The organism is Streptomyces sp. NPDC021356 (genome assembly GCF_040641015.1).
Lineage (GTDB): Bacteria > Actinomycetota > Actinomycetes > Streptomycetales > Streptomycetaceae > Streptomyces.
The window spans coordinates 148,800-166,378 of sequence record NZ_JBFACU010000004.1 but is presented as its reverse complement, the minus strand read 5'-3'; the positions used below and the strand labels follow the sequence as shown (position 1 = coordinate 166,378).

The window sequence follows — 17,579 nt, the reverse complement described above, 5'->3', positions numbered from 1 at the left end:
GCGACACTCAGTTATACGCACATCTGTGCGGGTACCCGCCCAGCATGGAACGCTTGGATCACTTGGAGCATCTGGACAAGCACCTGGTCGACGAACTGGCGCAGGTGGCACGCGAGACGGTGCGCGACGAACTGCGCGAGCAGACCCGCAGGCAGCGCCGTACGGCCCTGCTGTACGCGGCATCGGGCGCCGTCGCCCTGTACGCGGGCGCGGCCGTCGCGCTCGCCGCCGGACTGGCCCTCGCGATCGGGCTGCCCGGGTGGGCCGCCGCGCTGATCACGGCGGCGGTCCTGGGCGCGGCGGCGTACGCGCTGCGCCGCGCGGCCCGGCCGTCCGCACACAGCCCGTCCGTGCATGGCCCGTCCGCGCACGGCCGGTCGTCCGCACGCCCGCCGGCGCCGTCGGTGCCGCCCGTGCCGCCGATGCCGCAGAGCCCGCCCGCCGTGCCGCGCCCACGGGACGAGGAGTCCTGAACGGCCCGCGCGCACACCACACGTACGACGGCGCCCGCCCCGGCGCTCTTCGCCGGGGCGGGCGCCGTCGTACGTGCCCTGCTCGGGACCCGCCGGTCCCGGGCCGGTCACCGCGGCAGCTGCGGCAGCACCTTCGTGCGGTAGAAGTCGAAGAAGCCGCGCTGGTCGGCACCGATCTGGTTGACGTAGACCCGGTCGAAGCCCGCGTCGGCGAACTCCCGCAACGTGGCCACGTGCTGGTCCGCGTCGTCGCCGCACACCACGTTCTGCCGCACCATGTCCTCGGTGACCAGCGGCTCCAACTGCTCGAAGTGGCGGGGCGTGGGCAGGACCTGGCCCATCTCGCCGGGCAGTTGCTCGTTGTACCACAGCTCGTGCACCGTGCGGACGCACTCCTCGCGGTCGGCGCCGAAGCACACCTTCGTCCCGCCGCTGACGAGCTTGGCCCCACCGCCGCCCTTGCGGTACTGCGTGACCATCTCCTCGTCCGGCATCATCGTGATGTACCCGTCGCCGACCCGCGCCGCGAGCGAGGTCGCCTTGGGACCGAAGCCGGAGACGTCGATCGGCACCGGCTCCTCGGGGACGGTGTACAGACGCGCGTTCTCCACCGTGTAGTACGTGCCGTGGTGGTCGACCTCCTCGCCCGTGAACAGCCGGCGCATGACCTGGATCGCCTCCTCCAGCATCTCCAGACGTACGTGCGCCGGCGGCCACCGGTCGCCCAGGATGTGCTCGTTGAGCGCCTCCCCGCTGCCGACCCCGAGCCGGAACCGGCCCTCCGTCATCACCGCGCTGGTCGCGGCGGCCTGCGCCACCACCGCCGGATGCATCCGCACCGTCGGACAGGTGACGGCCGTCTCGATGGGCAGGGACACCGCCTCGGAGAGCGCGCCGATCACCGACCACACGAACGCGCTCTGGCCCTGCGCGTCGTTCCACGGGTGGTAGTGGTCGGAGATCCACAGTGCCTCGAAACCGGCCTGTTCGGCCATTCTGGCCTGCTCGACGAGTTCCGCGGGGCCGTACTGCTCGCAGGACAGGAAGTAGCCGTACTCGGGCATGGGGGAAACCTCCACGACGGGGCGGACGGGGTCGGGGCCCGAGTACCCGGCGGCGGGGCCGGAAACCGGCGGCGCCGCGCCGGTCCCGGGGCCGGCCCGACGTTTGGGTGCCGGGGCCCGGGGGACGCGGAAAGCTCCGTACCAGGCACGCGACAGCGCCGGAGGCGAACCGTGAGTGGACCCCGCATCGTGATCGTCGGTGCCGGTTTCGCCGGTTACCACGCGGCCCGGACCCTCTCCCGGATGTCGCGCCACAAGGCCGACATCACCCTGCTGAACCCGACCGACTACTTCCTGTACGTGCCGCTGCTGCCCCAGGTGGCCGCGGGCGTCCTGGAACCGCGCCGCGTCGCCGTCTCGCTCTCCGCGGGCCTGCCCGGCGTCCGCCTGGTCCTCGGCGAGGCCGACCGCATCGACCTCGACGCGCGCCTCGTGCACTGCACCGGCCCCGAGGGGGCCCGCGACACGCTGGCCTACGACCGGCTGGTGCTGGCGGTCGGCAGTGTCAACAAGCTGCTGCCCGTCCCCGGCGTCGCCGAGTACGCGCACGGCTTCCGCGGACTGCCCGAGGCGCTGTACCTGCGCGACCACGTCACCCGGCAGATAGAGCTGGCCGCAGCGGCCGGCGACCGCGACAGCTGCGCCGCCCGCTGCACCTTCGTCGTGGTGGGGGCGGGCTACACGGGAACCGAGGTCGCCGCGCACGGGAAGACGTACACCGACGCGCAGGTGCGCGAGCACCCGCTGCGCCAGGGCATGCGGCCCCGCTGGATGCTCCTGGACGTCGCGCCCCGCGTCCTGCCCGAGCTGGACGAGCGGCTGTCGCGCACCGCGGACCGGGTGCTGCGCCGGCGCGGCGTCGACGTGCGCATGGGCACCTCCGTGAAGGAGGCCACGCACGACGGGGTGCTGCTCACCGACGGTGAGTTCGTGCCGACCCGGACCCTGGTGTGGTGCGTGGGCGTACGGCCCGACCCGCTGGTGGAGAGCACCGGCCGGCCCCTTGAACGCGGCCGGATCGTCGTGGACCCCTACCTCCAGGTTCCGGGGCGGCCCGAGGTGTTCGCCTGCGGGGACGCGGCAGCCGTGCCCGACGCGTACAACCCCGGCGGCTTCACCCCGATGACCGCCCAGCACGCCTGGCGGCACGGCCGGATCGCCGCGATCAACGTCGCCGCCTCGCTCGGGGTCTGCGCGCGGCGCCCCTACCGGCACCGGGACCTGGGGTTCGTCGTGGACCTCGGCGGCGCGCAGGCCGCCGCCAACCCGCTGGGCGTGCCGCTGTCGGGTCCGCCGGCCGCCGCGGTCACCCGCGGCTACCACCTGGCCGCCATGCCCGGCAACCGGCTCAGGGTGGCGGCCGACTGGCTGCTGAGCGGCGTACTGCCCCGCCAGGCCGTCCAGTTGGGGCTCGTACGGTCCTGGTCCGTACCCCTGGACACGGCGTCACCGGAGCTGGCGCGCGTAGGGGGCGGCCCGGGGGAGCGGGCGGGTGCGGAAGCGGACGGGGGTACGCGCTCGGGAGCAGGACCAGGATCGGCCGCCGAGCCGAAGAGCGAAGGGATCACCGACATCACCGATATCACCGACATCATCGACACCACGGAGAAGATGCAGCTTGCGGGCGCGGAGCCCGCGGAGCGGCCCTCGCGCGCGGGTGCGGGTGCGGGTGCGGGTGCGGGCGAGGACGAGGGCGACGGCACGCAGACCGCGCCGAGCAGTCCCGCCCCCGAAGCCGCGAGGAGCCGGCCGGGTCCGGAGCCCGCGAAGAGTCAGCCCGGCCCTGAGCCCGCGAGGAGCCGGCCGGGTCCGGAGCCCGCGAAGAGTCAGCCCGGCCCTGAGCCCGCGAGGAACCAGCCGGGTCCGGAGCCCGCGAAGAGTCAGCCCGGCCCTGAGCCCGCGAGGAGCCGGCCGGGTCCGGAGCCCGCGAAGAGTCAGCCCGGCGCTGAGCCCGCCAGGAACCAGCCGGGCCCGGGGCCCGGGAAGAGCCGGCCGGGTCCGGAGCCCGCCACCCCCCACGAGCACCACCCCGCCCCCGGCCCGGTCAAGCGTGCCGACATCCCAGCGGAAGGAGACTCATGAACCACGCCGAACTCGTCGACCTCGCACAGCAGTTGCGCGTCGACAGCGTGCGGGCGGCCGCCGCGGCGGGATCCGGGCACCCCACGTCGTCCATGTCCGCCGCCGACCTGATGGCCGTACTCCTCGCCCACCACCTGCGCTACGACTTCGACCGGCCCGAGCACCCCGGCAACGACCGCTTCGTCCTCTCCAAGGGACACGCCTCCCCGCTGCTGTACTCCGCGTACAAGGCCGCCGGTGCCGTGGACGACGAGGAACTGCTCACCTTCCGCGAACTGGGCAGCCGCCTCGAAGGGCACCCCACGCCGCAGCGGCTGCCCTGGGTCGAGACGGCCACGGGTTCGCTCGGCCAGGGCCTGCCCATCGGCGTCGGCATCGCGCTGGCGGGCAAGCGCCTGGACCACGCCGACTACCGGGTGTGGGTGCTGTGCGGCGACAGCGAGATGGCCGAGGGCTCGATCTGGGAGGCCGCCGAGCACGCCGGGTACGAGCGCCTGGACAACCTGACCGTGATCGTGGACGTCAACCGGCTCGGCCAGCGCGGCCCCACCCGCCACGGCCACGACCTGGACGCCTACGCCCGCCGCTTCCGCGCCTTCGACTGGCACACGGTCGAGATCGACGGCCACGACGTGGAAGCGATCGACCGGGCCTACGGCGAGGCGGCCTCCACCAAGGGCCAGCCCACCGCGATCATCGCCCGCACCCTCAAGGGCAAGGGCGTCAAGGCGACCGAGGACCGCGAGGGGCTGCACGGCAAGCCGCTGAAGGACGCCGACGAGGCCATCGAGGAGCTGGGTGGCGTCCGCGACCTGCACGTGCGCGTGCACGAGCCGCCGTCCGGGCGCTCGCTGCACGCCGTCGGGGACAGCACTCTCGACCTGCCCCGCTGGGAACGGGGGGAGGAGGTCGCCACCCGTGACGCCTACGGCCGCGCCCTCGCCGCGCTCGGCACCGCACAGGCCGACGTGGTGGCACTGGACGGCGAGGTCGGCGACTCCACGCGCTCGGAGTTCTTCGCCAAGGAACACCCCGAGCGATACTTCGAGTGCTACATCGCCGAGCAGCAGATGGTCGCGACGGCCGTCGGGCTGGCCCGGCGCGGCTGGGTGCCCTACGCGTCCACCTTCGCCGCGTTCCTGACCCGCGCCTACGACTTCGTCCGCATGGCCTCCGTCAGCGGCTCCGGGATCAACCTCAACGGCTCGCACTCGGGCGTGTCGATCGGCCAGGACGGGCCCAGCCAGATGGGCCTGGAGGACCTGGCCATGATGCGGACGGTGCACGGCTCGACCGTGCTCTACCCGTGCGACGCCAACCAGACCGCGAAGCTCGTCGCCGCCATGGCCGACCTGGACGGCATCCGCTACCTGCGCACCTCGCGCGGCGAGAGTCCGGTGCTCTACGGCCCCGACGAGGAGTTCCCCGTCGGCGGCAGCAAGGTGCTGCGCTCCTCCACCGGGGACCGGCTGACGATCGTCGCCGCGGGCGTCACCCTGCACGAGGCGCTGTCCGCCGCCGACGCCCTCGGCGCGGAGGGCATCGACGTCCGGGTGATCGACCTGTACTCCGTCAAGCCCGTCGACCGGGCCACGCTGCGCCAGGCCGCCGAGGAGACCGGCTGTCTGCTCACGGTCGAGGACCACCGGGAGGAGGGCGGGATCGGCGACGCGGTCCTCGACGCGTTCCTCGACGGGCGCCCGGTGCCCCGCCTGGTCCGGCTCGCCGTCCGCACCATGCCGGGCTCGGCCACGCCCGCCGAGCAACTGCACGCCGCGGGCATCGACGCGGAGTCCATCGCCGCCTCCGCCCGGCTGCTGGTGGAAGAGGCGGTGGTGCCGTGAGCGGCGATACGCGCACGGTACGGGCCGGCCGGCGCACCGTCCAGGTGCACCGGCCGGACAAGGTTCTCTTCCCCTCCACCCACGACGAGGAGTACACCAAGGGCGACCTGGTGGACTACTACCGCTCCGTCGCATCCTTCATGCTGCCGCACCTGCGCGGCCGGCCCCTGATGCTGGAGCGCCGCCCCGACGGTCTGGACGGCCCCGTGTTCATGCAGAAGAACACGCCGGAGCACTACCCGGACTGGGTCTCCCGCGTGGAGGTCGCCAAGGAGGGCGGCACGGTCACGCACACCGTCTGTGACGACACCGCCACCCTCGTCCTCCTCGCCGACCAGGCCTGCCTGACCCCGCACCGCTGGCTGTCACGGACGCCCGACGTCGAGCGGCCGGACCGGATGGTCTTCGACCTCGACCCGGCCGGAGACGACTTCGCGCCGGTGCGCACGGCGGCCCGGCTGATGGGCGAACTGCTCGACGAGCTGGCGCTGCCCTCGGCCCTCATGACCACCGGATCGCGCGGCCTGCACGTGATCGTGCCCCTCGACGGCCGGCTCGGCTTCGACCCGGTGCGCGAGTTCGCCCGGGACGTCGCCGACGTGCTGGCCGCCCGCCACCCAGACCGGTTCACCACGGCCGCCCGCAAGAAGGACCGGGGCCAGCGCCTCTACCTGGACGTGCAGCGCAACGGCTACGCCCAGACCGCGGTCGCGCCCTACGCGGTCCGGGCCAGGCCGGGCGCGCCCGTGGCCGTACCCCTTTCCTGGGACCAGTTGGACGACCCCGGCCTCGGCCCCCGGCGCTGGTCCATCGCCGACGCAGCCGACCAGGCGCGGAAGCGTCCGTGGGCCGATGTGGCCGGCCGGGGCCGCTCCCTGCGCCCGGCCCGGCGGCGGTTGGACGCGCTGCGTGGTTGAGGTTTGGCCAACGCACCTGCGGCCACACGGAGAGGAAGAGGTGGCCATGGCGAACACAGAAAGCTCTGAAGAGCCGCAGGAATCACGCAAGCCGCAGAAATCACACCACTCACAGAAGTCTCAGAGATCCCGCAGCTCTCACGAATCACGAGAGTCACACAGCGATATCGACACCGACTACGACACCGACACCGACTACGACACCGACACCGACTACGACGGCGATAACGGCAACAACGACAGCGACCCCGGCAACAACGACAACCGTGCGACCGCGCGGCGGCCCCGGCCGATGGAGGTGCTGCGTGAGGCGCGCGCCCAGTTCACGGAGCTGACCGGCCTGGCCCCCGAGTCCGTCACGAGCTTCGAGCGGACCGAGGACGGCTGGTCACTGGAGGTCGAGGTCCTCGAACTCGCCCGCGTGCCCGACACGATGAGCCTGATGGCGAGCTACCTGGTGGAACTCGACCCCGAGGGACAGCTCGCCGGCTACCGGCGGCTGGGCCGATACGAACGGGGCCGGGCCGACGCACACAGGTCCGGCGGCCGGTAGGCCGTCCGCCGCGCGGCGCACCCGACATCGCACAGACACCCAACCCACACACAGACAAGGAGGCACGGTCGGCATGACCGTTGTCCCGGCACAGACATCCGGCGGTGGAGGCGGCAGCAGCGGTCTCTACGACGTACTGGAACTCGTCCTCGACAGGGGCCTGGTGATCGACGCGTTCGTGAGGGTCTCCCTGGTCGGCATCGAGATCCTGAAGATCGACGTGCGGGTCGTCGTCGCCAGCGTCGACACCTATCTGCGCTTCGCCGAGGCGTGCAACCGCCTCGACCTGGAGGCCGGTCCGCGCAAGAGCCCCGGTCTGCCCGAGATCGTCGGCGAGGTCACCGAGTCCGGCGCGCGAGGCAAGTCCAAGGGCGCACTGTCCGGCGCGGCCCAGACCGTCTCCGACGCCTTCAAGCAGGCCCGCTCCGAGAGCGAGTCCGAGTCCCGGCCGCGGCCGCGCAAGTCCGCCTCGGCGCGCCGTAAGGAGGAGCAGGAGTGAGCACGTACGTCTACGGCATCACCGCCACCTCGCACCCTGCCCTGCCCGAGGAACTCGGCGGCGTCGGGGATCCGCCCCTGCCGATCCGCGTCCTCACGGCGGGCGAACTGGCCGCCGTGGTCAGCGACGCCCCCGAGGGGCTGCGCCCCAAGCGCAGGGACCTGCTCGCCCACCAGAACGTGCTCGGCGCGGTCGGCGCGGCCGGCTGCGTGCTGCCCATGCGGTTCGGCAGCCTCGCCCCGGACGACGACGCCGTCACCGGCGTGCTCTCCGAACGCGCCGAGCACTACAAGGAACGCCTGCGGGCGCTGGACGGCAAGGTCGAGTACAACGTCAAGGGCAGCCACGTCGAAGAGGCCGTCCTGCACCGTGTGATGTCCGAGAACGCGGACATCAGGGCCCAGGCAGAGGCCAACCGCCAGGCGGGCGGCGGGAGTTACGAGGACAAGATCAGGCTGGGCGAGCTGGTCGCGGCAGCCGTCAAGGCCCGGGAGGCCGAGGACGGCGCCCTGGTGGTGCAGGCGGTCGAACCGCAGGCGGCGGCGGTCAGCGCGGGCCCGGAGTCCACCGGCTGGCTGGTCAACGCCTCCTTCCTGGTCGACCGCGACGAGGCGGCCGGATTCCTGGAAGCCGTCGAGCAGGTCCGCAAGGACATGCCGCATCTCGAACTGCGCGTCAACGGCCCGTTGCCGCCCTACAGCTTCGTCGAGCCCGGCCCGGCCGAGCCCGCGGGCAGCGCGGCGGGGGCCGACGCGGGAGCGGAGTGAGGCCATGGGACTGATCTCGGAGGTGCTGCTGCTGCCGTTCGCACCGGCGCGCGGCAGCGCCTGGGCGATCAGACAGGTGCTGCGCGAGGCGGAGCGCATCTACTACGACCCGGCCACCGTACGGGCCGAACTAGCACGGCTGGAGGAGCGTCTGGAGGCGGGAGAGATCACCGAAGAGGAGTTCGACCGCGAGGAGGACGCGCTTTTGGACCGGCTGGAGACCGGCATGCACGGCGGCGCGGGGACGGGTGAGGGGACAGCACGATGAATCGGATGGGACTCGGCCTCGCGATAGGGGCCGGCTATCTGCTGGGACGCACGAAGAAGGCGAAATTCGCCCTCGCCGTCGGCAGCATGGTCGCGGGCAAGAAACTGAACCTCGGGCCGCGCGCGATCGCCGACCTGCTCAACCAGCAGCTGAAGGACAACCCCCAGTTCAAGGAGATAGGGGACCAGCTGCGCCAGGACCTGCGGGGCGTCGGCAAGGCGGCCTCCGGTGCGATGGTCGAGCGGCAGATGACCGCGCTCGCCGACCGGTTGCACTCGCGCACCTCGCAGGTCCGCGACGAACTGTCCGGCGTCGTGCCCGGGGGCGGCGGCCGGGACGCCGGGGACGGTGGCCGGCCGGAGTCCGAGGACCGTCCCCGGGAGGGCTCCGACGAGGAGGACCGGTACGAGGAGGAGGACGAGGACCAGGGCGAGGACGAGTACGAGGACCGGGAGGGCCGCGAGGCCGACGGGGGCTCCGGGCCCGGGGACAAGGGCTCCCGTTCCGCGGACAAGGGCTCCGGGTCCGGCGAGGGCCGCGGGTCCGACCGCGGGCGGGCGGAGCGCAAGGCACCCTCCGAGAGGAGGCCCGCCAAGAAGGCGGCCGCGGGGAAGGCGCCCGCGAAGAAGACCGCCGAGCACGGCGCCCGGAAGACCGTGAAGAAGGCACAGCCCGGCGCGCCGGCCAGGAAGACGGCGAAGAAGGCTCCCGCCGGCAAGACGGCGGCGAAGAAGACAGCCGCCAAGAAGACGGCGGCCAGGAAGACGACGCCGACCCGTGGGACGGCGAAGGGTGGCGGTGACCGATGACCGAGGCCCTGGGATCCGCGACCTCTGCCGTGGGCAAGACGGCGGGCAAAGCGGCCAAGAACAGTCCGCTGAGCGACCTGGCCCACAGCGAGGCCGCCGACCGGCTCAAGGGGGAGGCTCAGGAGTACCTCTCCGCCCAGGCCGAGCGGCTGCTCGCCGGTTTCGGCCGCAAACTCGGCGAGACCACCGGGAAGCTCAACGACATCGCCGAGGGCAACAGCCCCGGCTTCGCGAAACTGGCCCTCGAAGGCGGCCGGAAGCTCGCCGAGGGCAAGGGGCCGGTGCGCTCCGCGCTGGAGGTCGGCGCCTCCCACGCCAAGGACAAGGTGATGGGTGCGTTCAAGGGCCTCGGCGGCGGCAAGGGCTCCCGCAAGAGCGGCGGCGGCAACAAGCCCACCGTCATCATCGAGTCCATCGACGTCGGCGTCTCCCGGCGCACGGCCTACGACCAGTGGACCCGGTTCCAGGACTTCAGCACCTTCGCCAAGGGGGTCAAGAGCGCGAGCCGCGCCGACGACACCCACTCCGACTGGCAGGCGAAGATCTTCTGGTCCAGCCGCAGCTGGAAGGCCCACACCACCGAACAGATCGCCGACTACCGCATCCAGTGGACGTCGGAGGGCGCCAAGGGCACCACGAAGGGCGTCGTGTCCTTCCACCGCCTGGACGACGACCTCACCCGCGTCCTGCTCGTCATCGAGTACTACCCCAGCGGCCTGTTCGAGAAGACGGGCAACATCTGGCGGTCGCAGGGCCGCCGGGCCCGGCTCGACCTGAAGAACTTCGCCCGCTTCATCACCCTCAAGGGCGAGGCGGACGAGGGCTGGCGCGGCGAGATCCGCGAGGGCGAGGTCGTCCGCAGCCACGAGGACGCGGTCGCGGAGGAAGAGGAAGAGGAAGAGGGAGAGGAAAAGGAAGAGGAAGAGGAGAACGGCGGCGAGGAGGCGGAGGACGAGTACGAGGACGAGGACGAGGACCAGGAGGGCGACGGGGAAGAGAACGGCGAGGAGCCGGAGGACGAGTACGAGGACGAGGACGAGAACGGCGAGGAGGCCGAGGAAGAGGACGAGGAGGAGCCCTACGACGAGAAGGGCGAGTACGAGGACGACGAGGAGCCCGAGGGCGCCGCGGACGAGGCCGAACCCGAGGACGAAGAGGACGAGGACGAGGACGAGGCCGAGTACGAGTACGCCGAGGGCGGGAGCCGTCGATGACGATGCCGAGCAGGCTGCCGGATCCGTACGGCCCGAGCAGTGGAGCCAATCTCGCCGACATCCTGGAGCGGGTGCTCGACAAGGGCGTCGTCATCGCCGGTGACATCCGGATCAACCTGCTCGACATCGAACTGCTCACGATCAAACTCCGGCTCGTCGTCGCCTCGGTCGACAAGGCCAAGGAGATGGGCATCGACTGGTGGGAGAGCGACCCCGCCCTCTCCTCCCGGGCACGCCGTGACGAACTCGCGCGGGAGAACGCCGAGTTGCGGGAGCGGCTGGCCCGGCTGGAGGAGCTGGAGCAGGGCCGGGGCACGAGCGCGGGCACCACAGGCCGCAGCGACCGTACCGACCGTGCGGACCGTACGGCCCCCAAGGAGGCACCATGACCGGACTGCGGTACGTCTACGCCGTCTGCCGCCCCCTCGGGGCACCCCTGCAGGTGCAGCTGACCGGCGTCGCGGGCGCCCCGGCCAAACCGCTGGCCCACCACGGCCTGGTCGCCGTCGTCAGCGAGGTACCGGAGCGGGACTTCTCCGAGGAGGCGCTGCGCGCCCGGCTGGAGGACCTGGACTGGCTCGCCGCCACCGCCCGTGCCCACCAGGGTGTCATCGACGCCCTCACCGTCGTCACGACCCCGCTGCCGCTCCGGCTGGCCACCGTCTTCCGGGACGACAGCGGGGTGCGCGCCATGATCGAGTCCCGCGAGGAACACTTCCGCCGCGCCCTGGAGCGCCTCCAGGGCCGGGTGGAGTGGGGCGTCAAGGTGTACCTGGAGCCCGAGCGGCCCGAGGAGGCGGCGGCCTCCGGGCCGGCGCAGAAGCCCGCGTCCGGCCGTGACTACCTGCGCCGGCGCCGCCTGCAGACCCGCGCGCACGAGGACCTGTGGGAGCGTGCCGAGACGTTCGCGTCCCGGCTGCACGCGAGACTCTCGGCGTTCGCCGAGGAATCCCGGCTGCACGCCCCGCAGAATCCCGCGCTCTCCGGTGCCGCCGGGCGCAACGTGCTCAACGCGGCCTATCTGGTGCCGCGCACCCATTCAGAGGAGTTCGTGGAACTGGTGGACCGCACCAAGGACGACGCGCCGGGGCTGCGCGTGGAACTCACGGGGCCCTGGGCGGCGTACTCCTTCGCCGGGGAGAACCCGGAGGAAAGCCCAGGAGGCGCGGGAGAAGGCGGAGGAGAAGGCGCGGGGGGCACATCCACATCCGTACCGCCGTCGTCGAAGGAGCGGACATGACGGTCGTCGAACGGCGTGAGGTCGCCCTGGTCGACCTGCTCGACCGGCTGCTGGCCGGCGGGGTCGTGATCACGGGCGACCTCACCCTGCGCATCGCCGACGTCGACCTCGTCCGCATCGACCTGAACGCGCTGATCAGCTCGGTGAACGCACAAGTGCCCTCGCCATTCGAGATCCTCAAGGAGCCCTCGTGACCGCGCGCAAGCGTCTCGAACTCGAACCCGACACGGTGGAGCGCGACCTTGTGAAGCTCGTCCTCACGGTGGTCGAACTGCTGCGCCAGCTCATGGAGCGGCAGGCGCTGCGCCGCTTCGACGTGGGCGACCTCACCGAGGAGCAGGAGGAACGGATCGGCCTGACGCTGATGCTCCTGGAGGACCGCATGGCCGAGCTGCGCGACCGCTACGGCCTGCGGCCCGAGGACCTGAATCTGGACCTCGGGCCGCTGGGACCGCTGCTTCCCCGGGAATGAGGAAAACCCTTGTCCTCATTTCCCTCGACTGCCTGCATTTCCCTTGACTGCCTGTTTTCCTGTTTTCCCTTTACCACCTGTACCAGCGGCCCCGGCCACCGGACGCGGACGTTCCGCGGACCAGGAAGCCGAGCAGCCAGATGACGAGTACCGCCAGTGCTATCCACCACAGGACCTTCACGGCGAAGCCGATCCCGAAGAGGACGATCGCGAGAAGCAGAACGAGCAGAATGGGAACCATCGTGACCTCCTGCTTCCCGGGTTTCCCGGAAATCGGGAATCAGGCATCCTCGCCGGCGGGCTCCTTGCGGCACAGGATCTCGCCGTGCAGGACCGCGAACCAGCCGTCCTCCCGCTCGCCCCACTCGCGCCACGCCCCGGAGACTGCCCGCAGCCGCTCCTCGGTGGCGTGGCCGCCCGCGGTGGCCCGCTCGGCGTAGGCGGACGCCAGCGTGCGGTCGGCCCACAGCCCGCTCCACCACGCGCGCTCCTCCGCGCTGGCGTACGTCCAGGTGCTGGAACCGGCCGTGACGGCGCTCCGCGTGAAGCCGGCCCGGAGCGCCCAGGAGCGCAGCCGGCGCCCGGCGTCCGGCTCGCCGCCGTTGGCCCGGGCCACCCGCCGGTACAGCTCCAGCCAGTCGTCCAGCCCCGGCACCTGCGGATACCAGGTCATCGCCGCGTAGTCGGCGTCCCTGACCGCGACGAACCCGCCGGGCTTCGTCACCCGCCGCATCTCGCGCAGCGCCCGCACGGGGTCGCCGACGTGCTGGAGCACCTGGTGGGCGTGGACCACGCAGAACGTGTCGTCCGGGTAGTCCAGCGCGTGCACGTCGGCCACCGCGAAGTCGACGTTGTCCAGTCCCCGCCCGGCCGCCGTGGCGCGGGCCTGCTCCAGTACGCCCGGAGCCCGGTCGACGCCGGTGACGTGCCCGTCCGGCACGAGTTCCGCCAGGTCGGCGGTGATGGTGCCGGGCCCGCAGCCGATGTCCAGGATCTTCATGTGGGGCTTGAGCGAGCCGAGCAGGTAGGCCGCCGAGTTGGCGGCGGTGCGCCAGGTGTGCGAACGCAGCACGGACTCGTGGTGCCCGTGCGTGTAGACGGCCGTCTCCTGCGGTTTCGGCATGGCGGTACCCCTTCTCGTCCCCTGCCCCCATGGGGCCGCACGGCCCCGGGGCGGTACGGATCACGGTACGCGCGTATGCCGAATGATGAGACCGCTGTATTGCCATGTGGACTGACGGTGTGTCAGCCGGTGGAATGGTGGCCGGGTCGGCTCACGCGTCCGGCAGCGGCCGGTACACCGTCAGGGCCCCGGGCAGCTTCTCCAGCCGCACCTCGCCCTCGACCTCCGTGACCTCACCGTCGTAGGCGAGGAGCGTGCCCGGTGCCAGGCCGTCCAGGCGCAGCCGGGGCAGCTGGACGGCCGCATGGGCGGGGGAGCGGGTCAGCGGGCCCGCGAACGCGGCCGACAGCAGGCGCAGGGCCGGCCTGCGGCCCCCGTGCACCACCCGGACGTCGAGCATCCCGTCGGCCAGGTCTATCCGGCGGCCCGGCGCGAGCCCCATGCGGTGGTACGTGCCGTTGCCGGCGAACAGCAGCCACAGCGGGCGGCGGCGGCCCTGCACCTCCGCCTCCACCGGATGACGGTCCGCGCGCAGGACCCGCACCGCCGCCAGCACCCCGGCCGGCCAGCCGCCGATCCGCTCCGTCCAGCGCTCGCGCTCGCGCACCAGCTCCGGGTACACGCCGAGACTGAAGGTGTTGAGGAAGACGCCCTGCCCGCGCGCGGAGCTGAAACGTCCCACGTCCACCCGTACGCCGTGCCCCTGCTCCAGGGCCCGGCCCAGGTCCCGGGCGTCCTCCACCCCCAGGTCGTACGCGAAGTGGTTGAGCGTGCCCCCTGGCAGCACGGCGAGCGGCAGGCCGTGGCGCAGGGCGACCTCGGCGGCCGTGTTCACCGTGCCGTCGCCGCCGCACACGCCGAGCACCCGGGCCCGGCCCGCGGCCTCCTCCAGCGCGGCCGGAACCTCGTCCGGCGCGCACTCGACGACCTCCGCCTTCGGCAGCGTGTCCCGCAGCGCCCGGGCCCGCTCCGCGGTGCCGGAGGCGTTGTTGGCCACGAGCACCAGACCCTCGCCCTCCGGCAGGGCCGGCACGTCGGCCCGCGGCCGGGCCGGCGGCACGACCTGGGCCCGCGCCGGCACCAGCGCCCGTACGGCGAACGCGGCCCCCGCGCCGAGGGCCGCGCCCGCCACCACGTCGCTCGGGAAGTGGACGCCGGTGTAGACGCGGGAGGCCGCCACCGAGAAGGCCAGCGGGGCCACCGCCGCGCCCCACCCCGGGGACTCCAGCGCGACACCGGTCGCGAAGGCGGCCGCGGAGGCGGCGTGCCCGGACGGGAAGGACGTGGTGATCGGCTGCCGCCCCAGCCGGCGCACCAGCGGCACCGGGTCCAGGGCGGGGCGGGGGCGGCGCACCGACCACTTGCCGAGCGTGTTGACGGTCAGCGAGGCCAGACCCAGCGAGGCCAGGCCCCGCACGGCGGCGCGGCGGGCGCGCGGCGTGCGGGTCGCCGCGACCGCCGCCGCCGTCGCGAACCACAGCACACCGTGGTTGGCGCTGCGGCTCAGCCGCGGCAGGACCGGCTCGGCGCCGGGCCAGCGGCGTCCGGCCGCCGCCCGGAACATCCACGCGTCCGCGGCGAGCAGGCGGGTCAGGGCGGCGCGGCCACCGTTGCCCGGCGTGTGGTCCGGGGTGGTGAGGTCGACGTCAGGGCTCATACAGGCACCGTTACCCTGAAGCGGCCGTTTCTTGTGCGCCGGTTGTACGCGGCCGTGCGCGCACGGCACACCGCACCTGAGCCACCTGGGAACGTCCTATGCGCCTGATCCTCGTCCGCCACGGCGAGACCCCGTCCAACGTCGCCTCCCTGCTGGACACCGCCGCCCCGGGGCCGGGCCTGACCGAACTCGGCGCCCGGCAGGCCGCCGCGCTGCCCGAGGCACTCGCCGACGAGGACATCGACGCCCTCTACGCCTCCACCCTCGTCCGCACCCAGCTCACCGCGGCCCCGCTGGCCGCCGCCCGCGGACTCGACGTGACCGTCCGCGACGGCATCCGCGAACTGGCCGCCGGGGAGCTGGAGGGGGAACCGGGCGGCACCGAACGCGGCCAGCGCTACATGCGTACGGTCCTGGCCTGGGCCGACGGCGCCCGCGACCTGCGGATGCCGGGGCCGGGCGGCGAGAGCGGCACCGAGGCGCTGGCCCGGTACGACGCCGTCGTCGCCGAGGCGGCGGGCAGCGGGGCCCGGAGCGTCGCCATGGTCAGCCACGGCGCGGCCATCCGCCTGTGGACCGCGGTCCGCGCCCACAACCTCGACGCGGACTTCGCCGCCGCCCACCCGCTGCGGAACACCGGCGTGGTGATCCTCGAGGGCACGCCCGACGACGGCTGGAAGGCGCTGACGTGGGCGGGCGCCGTCGTGACCCCCGCGCGCGAGGGCGGCCCGGCGGGACGGGCCGTCGAGGCGGGGTGAGCGACGGCGCGTGAGCGCCCGCCGCGGGGACGGGGGCTGGGGCACTGGAGCGCCGGGGCGGGAAGGGGCGAGGCGGCGGGGCACGGGGGCGCCGGGGCGGGGGCGGACGAGGCGCCGGGACGGGGGACAGGGGATAAGGGTTTGCCGCCGCCGTGAGGCCGCCAGCAGAATGCCTGACCATGGGACATCTGGAAGCGGCGCACCTGGAGTACTACCTGCCCGACGGGAGGGCGCTGCTCGGCGACGTCTCCTTCCGGGTGGGCGAGGGCGCCGTCGTGGCCCTCGTCGGGCCCAACGGAGCGGGCAAGACGACCCTGCTGCGCCTGATCTCCGGCGAGCTGAAACCGCACGGCGGCACCGTCACCGTCAGCGGCGGCCTCGGCGTGATGCGGCAGTTCGTGGGTTCCGTACGGGACGAGACGACCGTGCGCGACCTCCTCGTGTCGGTCGCCCCGCCCCGCATCCGGCAGGCCGCGCGCGCCGTCGACGCGGCCGAGCACGCCCTCATGACCGTCGACGACGAGGCCGCCCAGCTGCGCTACGCCCAGGCACTCGCCGACTGGGCCGAGGCCCGCGGCTACGAGGCCGAGACGCTGTGGGACATGTGCACCACGGCTGCGCTCGGCGTGCCCTACGAGAAGGCGCAGTGGCGGCAGGTGCGGACCCTGTCTGGCGGCGAGCAGAAGCGACTGGTCCTGGAGGCGCTGCTGCGCGGCACCGACGAGGTCCTGCTGCTGGACGAGCCCGACAACTACCTCGACGTGCCGGGCAAGCGCTGGCTGGAGGAACGGCTCGGGGAGACCCGCAAGACGGTCCTGTTCGTCTCCCACGACCGCGAACTGCTCGCCCGCGCCGCCCAGAAGATCGTCTCCGTCGAACCCGGCCCGGCCGGCGCCGACGCCTGGGTGCACGGCGGCGGCTTCGCCACCTACCACGAGGCGCGGCGCGAGCGGTTCGCGCGCTTCGAGGAGCTGCGCAGACGCTGGGACGAGAAGCACGCCCAGCTCAAGAAGCTGGTCCTCACCCTCCGCCAGGCCGCCGAGAACAGCGCGGACCTGGCCTCCCGCTACCGGGCGGCCCAGACCAGGCTGCGCAAGTTCGAGGAGGCCGGCCCGCCGCCCGAGCCGCCGCGCGAGCAGGACATCCGGATGCGGCTGCGCGGCGGCCGCACCGGCGTCCGGGCCGTCACCTGCCAGGGCCTGGAGCTGACCGGCCTGATGAAACCGTTCGACCTGGAGGTCTTCTACGGCGAACGGGTCGCCGTGCTGGGCTCCAACGGGTCCGGCAAGTCGCACTTCCTGCGCCTGCTGGCCGGCGGGGACGTGGCGCACACGGGCGCGTGGAAGCTCGGCGCCCGCGTCGTGCCCGGCCACTTCGCCCAGACCCACGCCCACCCGGAGCTGGCGGGCCGCACCCTCCTGGACATCCTGTGGACGGAACACGCGCAGGACCGGGGCGCCGCCATGTCCCGGCTGCGCCGCTACGAGCTGACCGGCCAGGCCGAACAGGCCTTCGACCGGCTCTCCGGCGGCCAGCAGGCCCGCTTCCAGATCCTGCTGCTCGAACTGGCGGGCGTCACCGCCCTGTTCCTGGACGAGCCCACCGACAACCTCGACCTGGAGTCCGCCGAGGCCCTCCAGGAAGGCCTCGAAGCCTACGAGGGCACGGTCCTCGCCGTCACCCACGACCGCTGGTTCGCCCGCTCCTTCGACCGCTACCTGGTCTTCGGCAGCGACGGCCGGGTCCGGGAGACCCCCGAGCCGGTATGGGACGAACGCCGGGTGGAACGGGCACGGTAGCGCCGGAGCGCTCGACGGCACGCGTCACCGGACGCCGCGC

The 17,579-nt window shown here is 73.1% G+C and carries 20 protein-coding genes; 16 read left to right on the top strand and 4 right to left on the bottom strand.

Annotated elements, in window-relative coordinates; genetic code table 11:
* Nucleotides 1-44: 44 nt before the first annotated feature.
* Nucleotides 45-473, top strand: coding sequence for a phage holin family protein (locus AB0G56_RS06640; protein WP_360964665.1), 429 nt, complete (start codon nt 45-47; stop codon nt 471-473).
* A 107-nt stretch (nt 474-580) separates the two neighbouring features.
* On the opposite strand, the gene AB0G56_RS06635 is transcribed toward AB0G56_RS06640, so the two are convergent.
* The gene (locus AB0G56_RS06635; protein WP_360964662.1) at nt 581-1,537 is read right to left on the bottom strand and encodes an LLM class F420-dependent oxidoreductase; all 957 of its coding nucleotides are present in this window, start codon (nt 1,535-1,537) and stop codon (nt 581-583) included.
* Nucleotides 1,538-1,708: 171 nt separating this feature from the next.
* Between AB0G56_RS06635 and AB0G56_RS06630 the strand changes: the two genes are divergently transcribed.
* The 13 genes from AB0G56_RS06630 to AB0G56_RS06570 all read left to right on the top strand — a co-directional run bounded on the left by AB0G56_RS06630 (nt 1,709) and on the right by AB0G56_RS06570 (nt 12,202).
* Nucleotides 1,709-3,619: an FAD-dependent oxidoreductase gene (locus AB0G56_RS06630; protein ID WP_360964659.1), complete on the top strand. Its 1,911-nt coding sequence runs from the start codon at nt 1,709-1,711 to the stop codon at nt 3,617-3,619.
* The gene (locus AB0G56_RS06625; RefSeq protein WP_360964656.1) at nt 3,616-5,463 is read left to right on the top strand and encodes a transketolase; all 1,848 of its coding nucleotides are present in this window, start codon (nt 3,616-3,618) and stop codon (nt 5,461-5,463) included. The genes AB0G56_RS06630 and AB0G56_RS06625 overlap by 4 nt, the downstream gene beginning before the upstream one ends.
* Nucleotides 5,460-6,380 (top strand): non-homologous end-joining DNA ligase, encoded by a 921-nt coding sequence (gene ligD / locus AB0G56_RS06620; protein ID WP_360964653.1) that lies wholly within the window; start codon nt 5,460-5,462, stop codon nt 6,378-6,380. The genes AB0G56_RS06625 and ligD overlap by 4 nt, the downstream gene beginning before the upstream one ends.
* Before the next feature lie 46 nt (nt 6,381-6,426).
* Nucleotides 6,427-6,933 (top strand): gas vesicle protein, encoded by a 507-nt coding sequence (locus tag AB0G56_RS06615; protein WP_360964650.1) that lies wholly within the window; start codon nt 6,427-6,429, stop codon nt 6,931-6,933.
* A gap of 73 nt (nt 6,934-7,006) precedes the next feature.
* Entirely contained in the window at nt 7,007-7,432 is a 426-nt protein-coding gene (locus AB0G56_RS06610) for a gas vesicle structural protein GvpA (protein WP_360964647.1), read from the top strand.
* A complete protein-coding gene (locus tag AB0G56_RS06605) occupies nt 7,429-8,199 on the top strand; it encodes a GvpL/GvpF family gas vesicle protein (protein WP_360964645.1) in 771 nt (256 codons plus the stop codon). The genes AB0G56_RS06610 and AB0G56_RS06605 overlap by 4 nt, the downstream gene beginning before the upstream one ends.
* A 4-nt stretch (nt 8,200-8,203) precedes the next feature.
* Entirely contained in the window at nt 8,204-8,467 is a 264-nt protein-coding gene (locus AB0G56_RS06600; RefSeq protein WP_360964642.1) for a gas vesicle protein GvpG, read from the top strand.
* Nucleotides 8,464-9,276 (top strand): hypothetical protein, encoded by an 813-nt coding sequence (locus AB0G56_RS06595; RefSeq protein WP_360964639.1) that lies wholly within the window; start codon nt 8,464-8,466, stop codon nt 9,274-9,276. Before AB0G56_RS06600 ends, AB0G56_RS06595 begins: the two co-directional genes overlap by 4 nt.
* Complete coding sequence (locus AB0G56_RS06590) at nt 9,273-10,490, top strand: SRPBCC family protein (protein WP_360964637.1); 1,218 nt, start codon at nt 9,273-9,275, stop codon at nt 10,488-10,490. The genes AB0G56_RS06595 and AB0G56_RS06590 overlap by 4 nt, the downstream gene beginning before the upstream one ends.
* Entirely contained in the window at nt 10,487-10,879 is a 393-nt protein-coding gene (locus AB0G56_RS06585; RefSeq protein ID WP_360964635.1) for a gas vesicle protein, read from the top strand. The genes AB0G56_RS06590 and AB0G56_RS06585 overlap by 4 nt, the downstream gene beginning before the upstream one ends.
* Nucleotides 10,876-11,730, top strand: coding sequence for a GvpL/GvpF family gas vesicle protein (locus tag AB0G56_RS06580; protein WP_360964632.1), 855 nt, complete (start codon nt 10,876-10,878; stop codon nt 11,728-11,730). Before AB0G56_RS06585 ends, AB0G56_RS06580 begins: the two co-directional genes overlap by 4 nt.
* Nucleotides 11,727-11,924 (top strand): gas vesicle protein, encoded by a 198-nt coding sequence (locus tag AB0G56_RS06575; RefSeq protein WP_360964629.1) that lies wholly within the window; start codon nt 11,727-11,729, stop codon nt 11,922-11,924. The genes AB0G56_RS06580 and AB0G56_RS06575 overlap by 4 nt, the downstream gene beginning before the upstream one ends.
* A complete protein-coding gene (locus AB0G56_RS06570) occupies nt 11,921-12,202 on the top strand; it encodes a gas vesicle protein K (RefSeq protein WP_189706113.1) in 282 nt (93 codons plus the stop codon). Before AB0G56_RS06575 ends, AB0G56_RS06570 begins: the two co-directional genes overlap by 4 nt.
* 70 nt (nt 12,203-12,272) lie before the next feature.
* Here the strand turns inward: AB0G56_RS06570 and AB0G56_RS06565 are convergent, their stop codons facing one another.
* From AB0G56_RS06565 to AB0G56_RS06555, 3 genes are all read right to left on the bottom strand, one after another.
* Nucleotides 12,273-12,443: a hydrophobic protein gene (locus tag AB0G56_RS06565; RefSeq protein WP_360964626.1), complete on the bottom strand. Its 171-nt coding sequence runs from the start codon at nt 12,441-12,443 to the stop codon at nt 12,273-12,275.
* Nucleotides 12,444-12,482: 39 nt separating this feature from the next.
* A complete protein-coding gene (locus AB0G56_RS06560; protein ID WP_360964623.1) occupies nt 12,483-13,325 on the bottom strand; it encodes a class I SAM-dependent methyltransferase in 843 nt (280 codons plus the stop codon).
* 151 nt (nt 13,326-13,476) lie between these two features.
* On the bottom strand, nt 13,477-14,982 hold the full coding sequence (locus tag AB0G56_RS06555; protein ID WP_360964620.1) for a phosphatase PAP2 family protein: 1,506 nt from the start codon (nt 14,980-14,982) through the stop codon (nt 13,477-13,479).
* A 98-nt stretch (nt 14,983-15,080) separates the two neighbouring features.
* Here AB0G56_RS06555 and AB0G56_RS06550 point away from each other — a divergent pair, with 98 nt between their 5' ends.
* Nucleotides 15,081-15,740, top strand: a complete 660-nt coding sequence (locus AB0G56_RS06550) for a histidine phosphatase family protein (protein ID WP_360964618.1) — start codon at nt 15,081-15,083, stop codon at nt 15,738-15,740.
* A gap of 179 nt (nt 15,741-15,919) precedes the next feature.
* Nucleotides 15,920-17,539, top strand: coding sequence for an ATP-binding cassette domain-containing protein (locus AB0G56_RS06545; protein WP_360964615.1), 1,620 nt, complete (start codon nt 15,920-15,922; stop codon nt 17,537-17,539).
* The last annotated feature ends 40 nt before the right edge of the window (nt 17,540-17,579 follow it).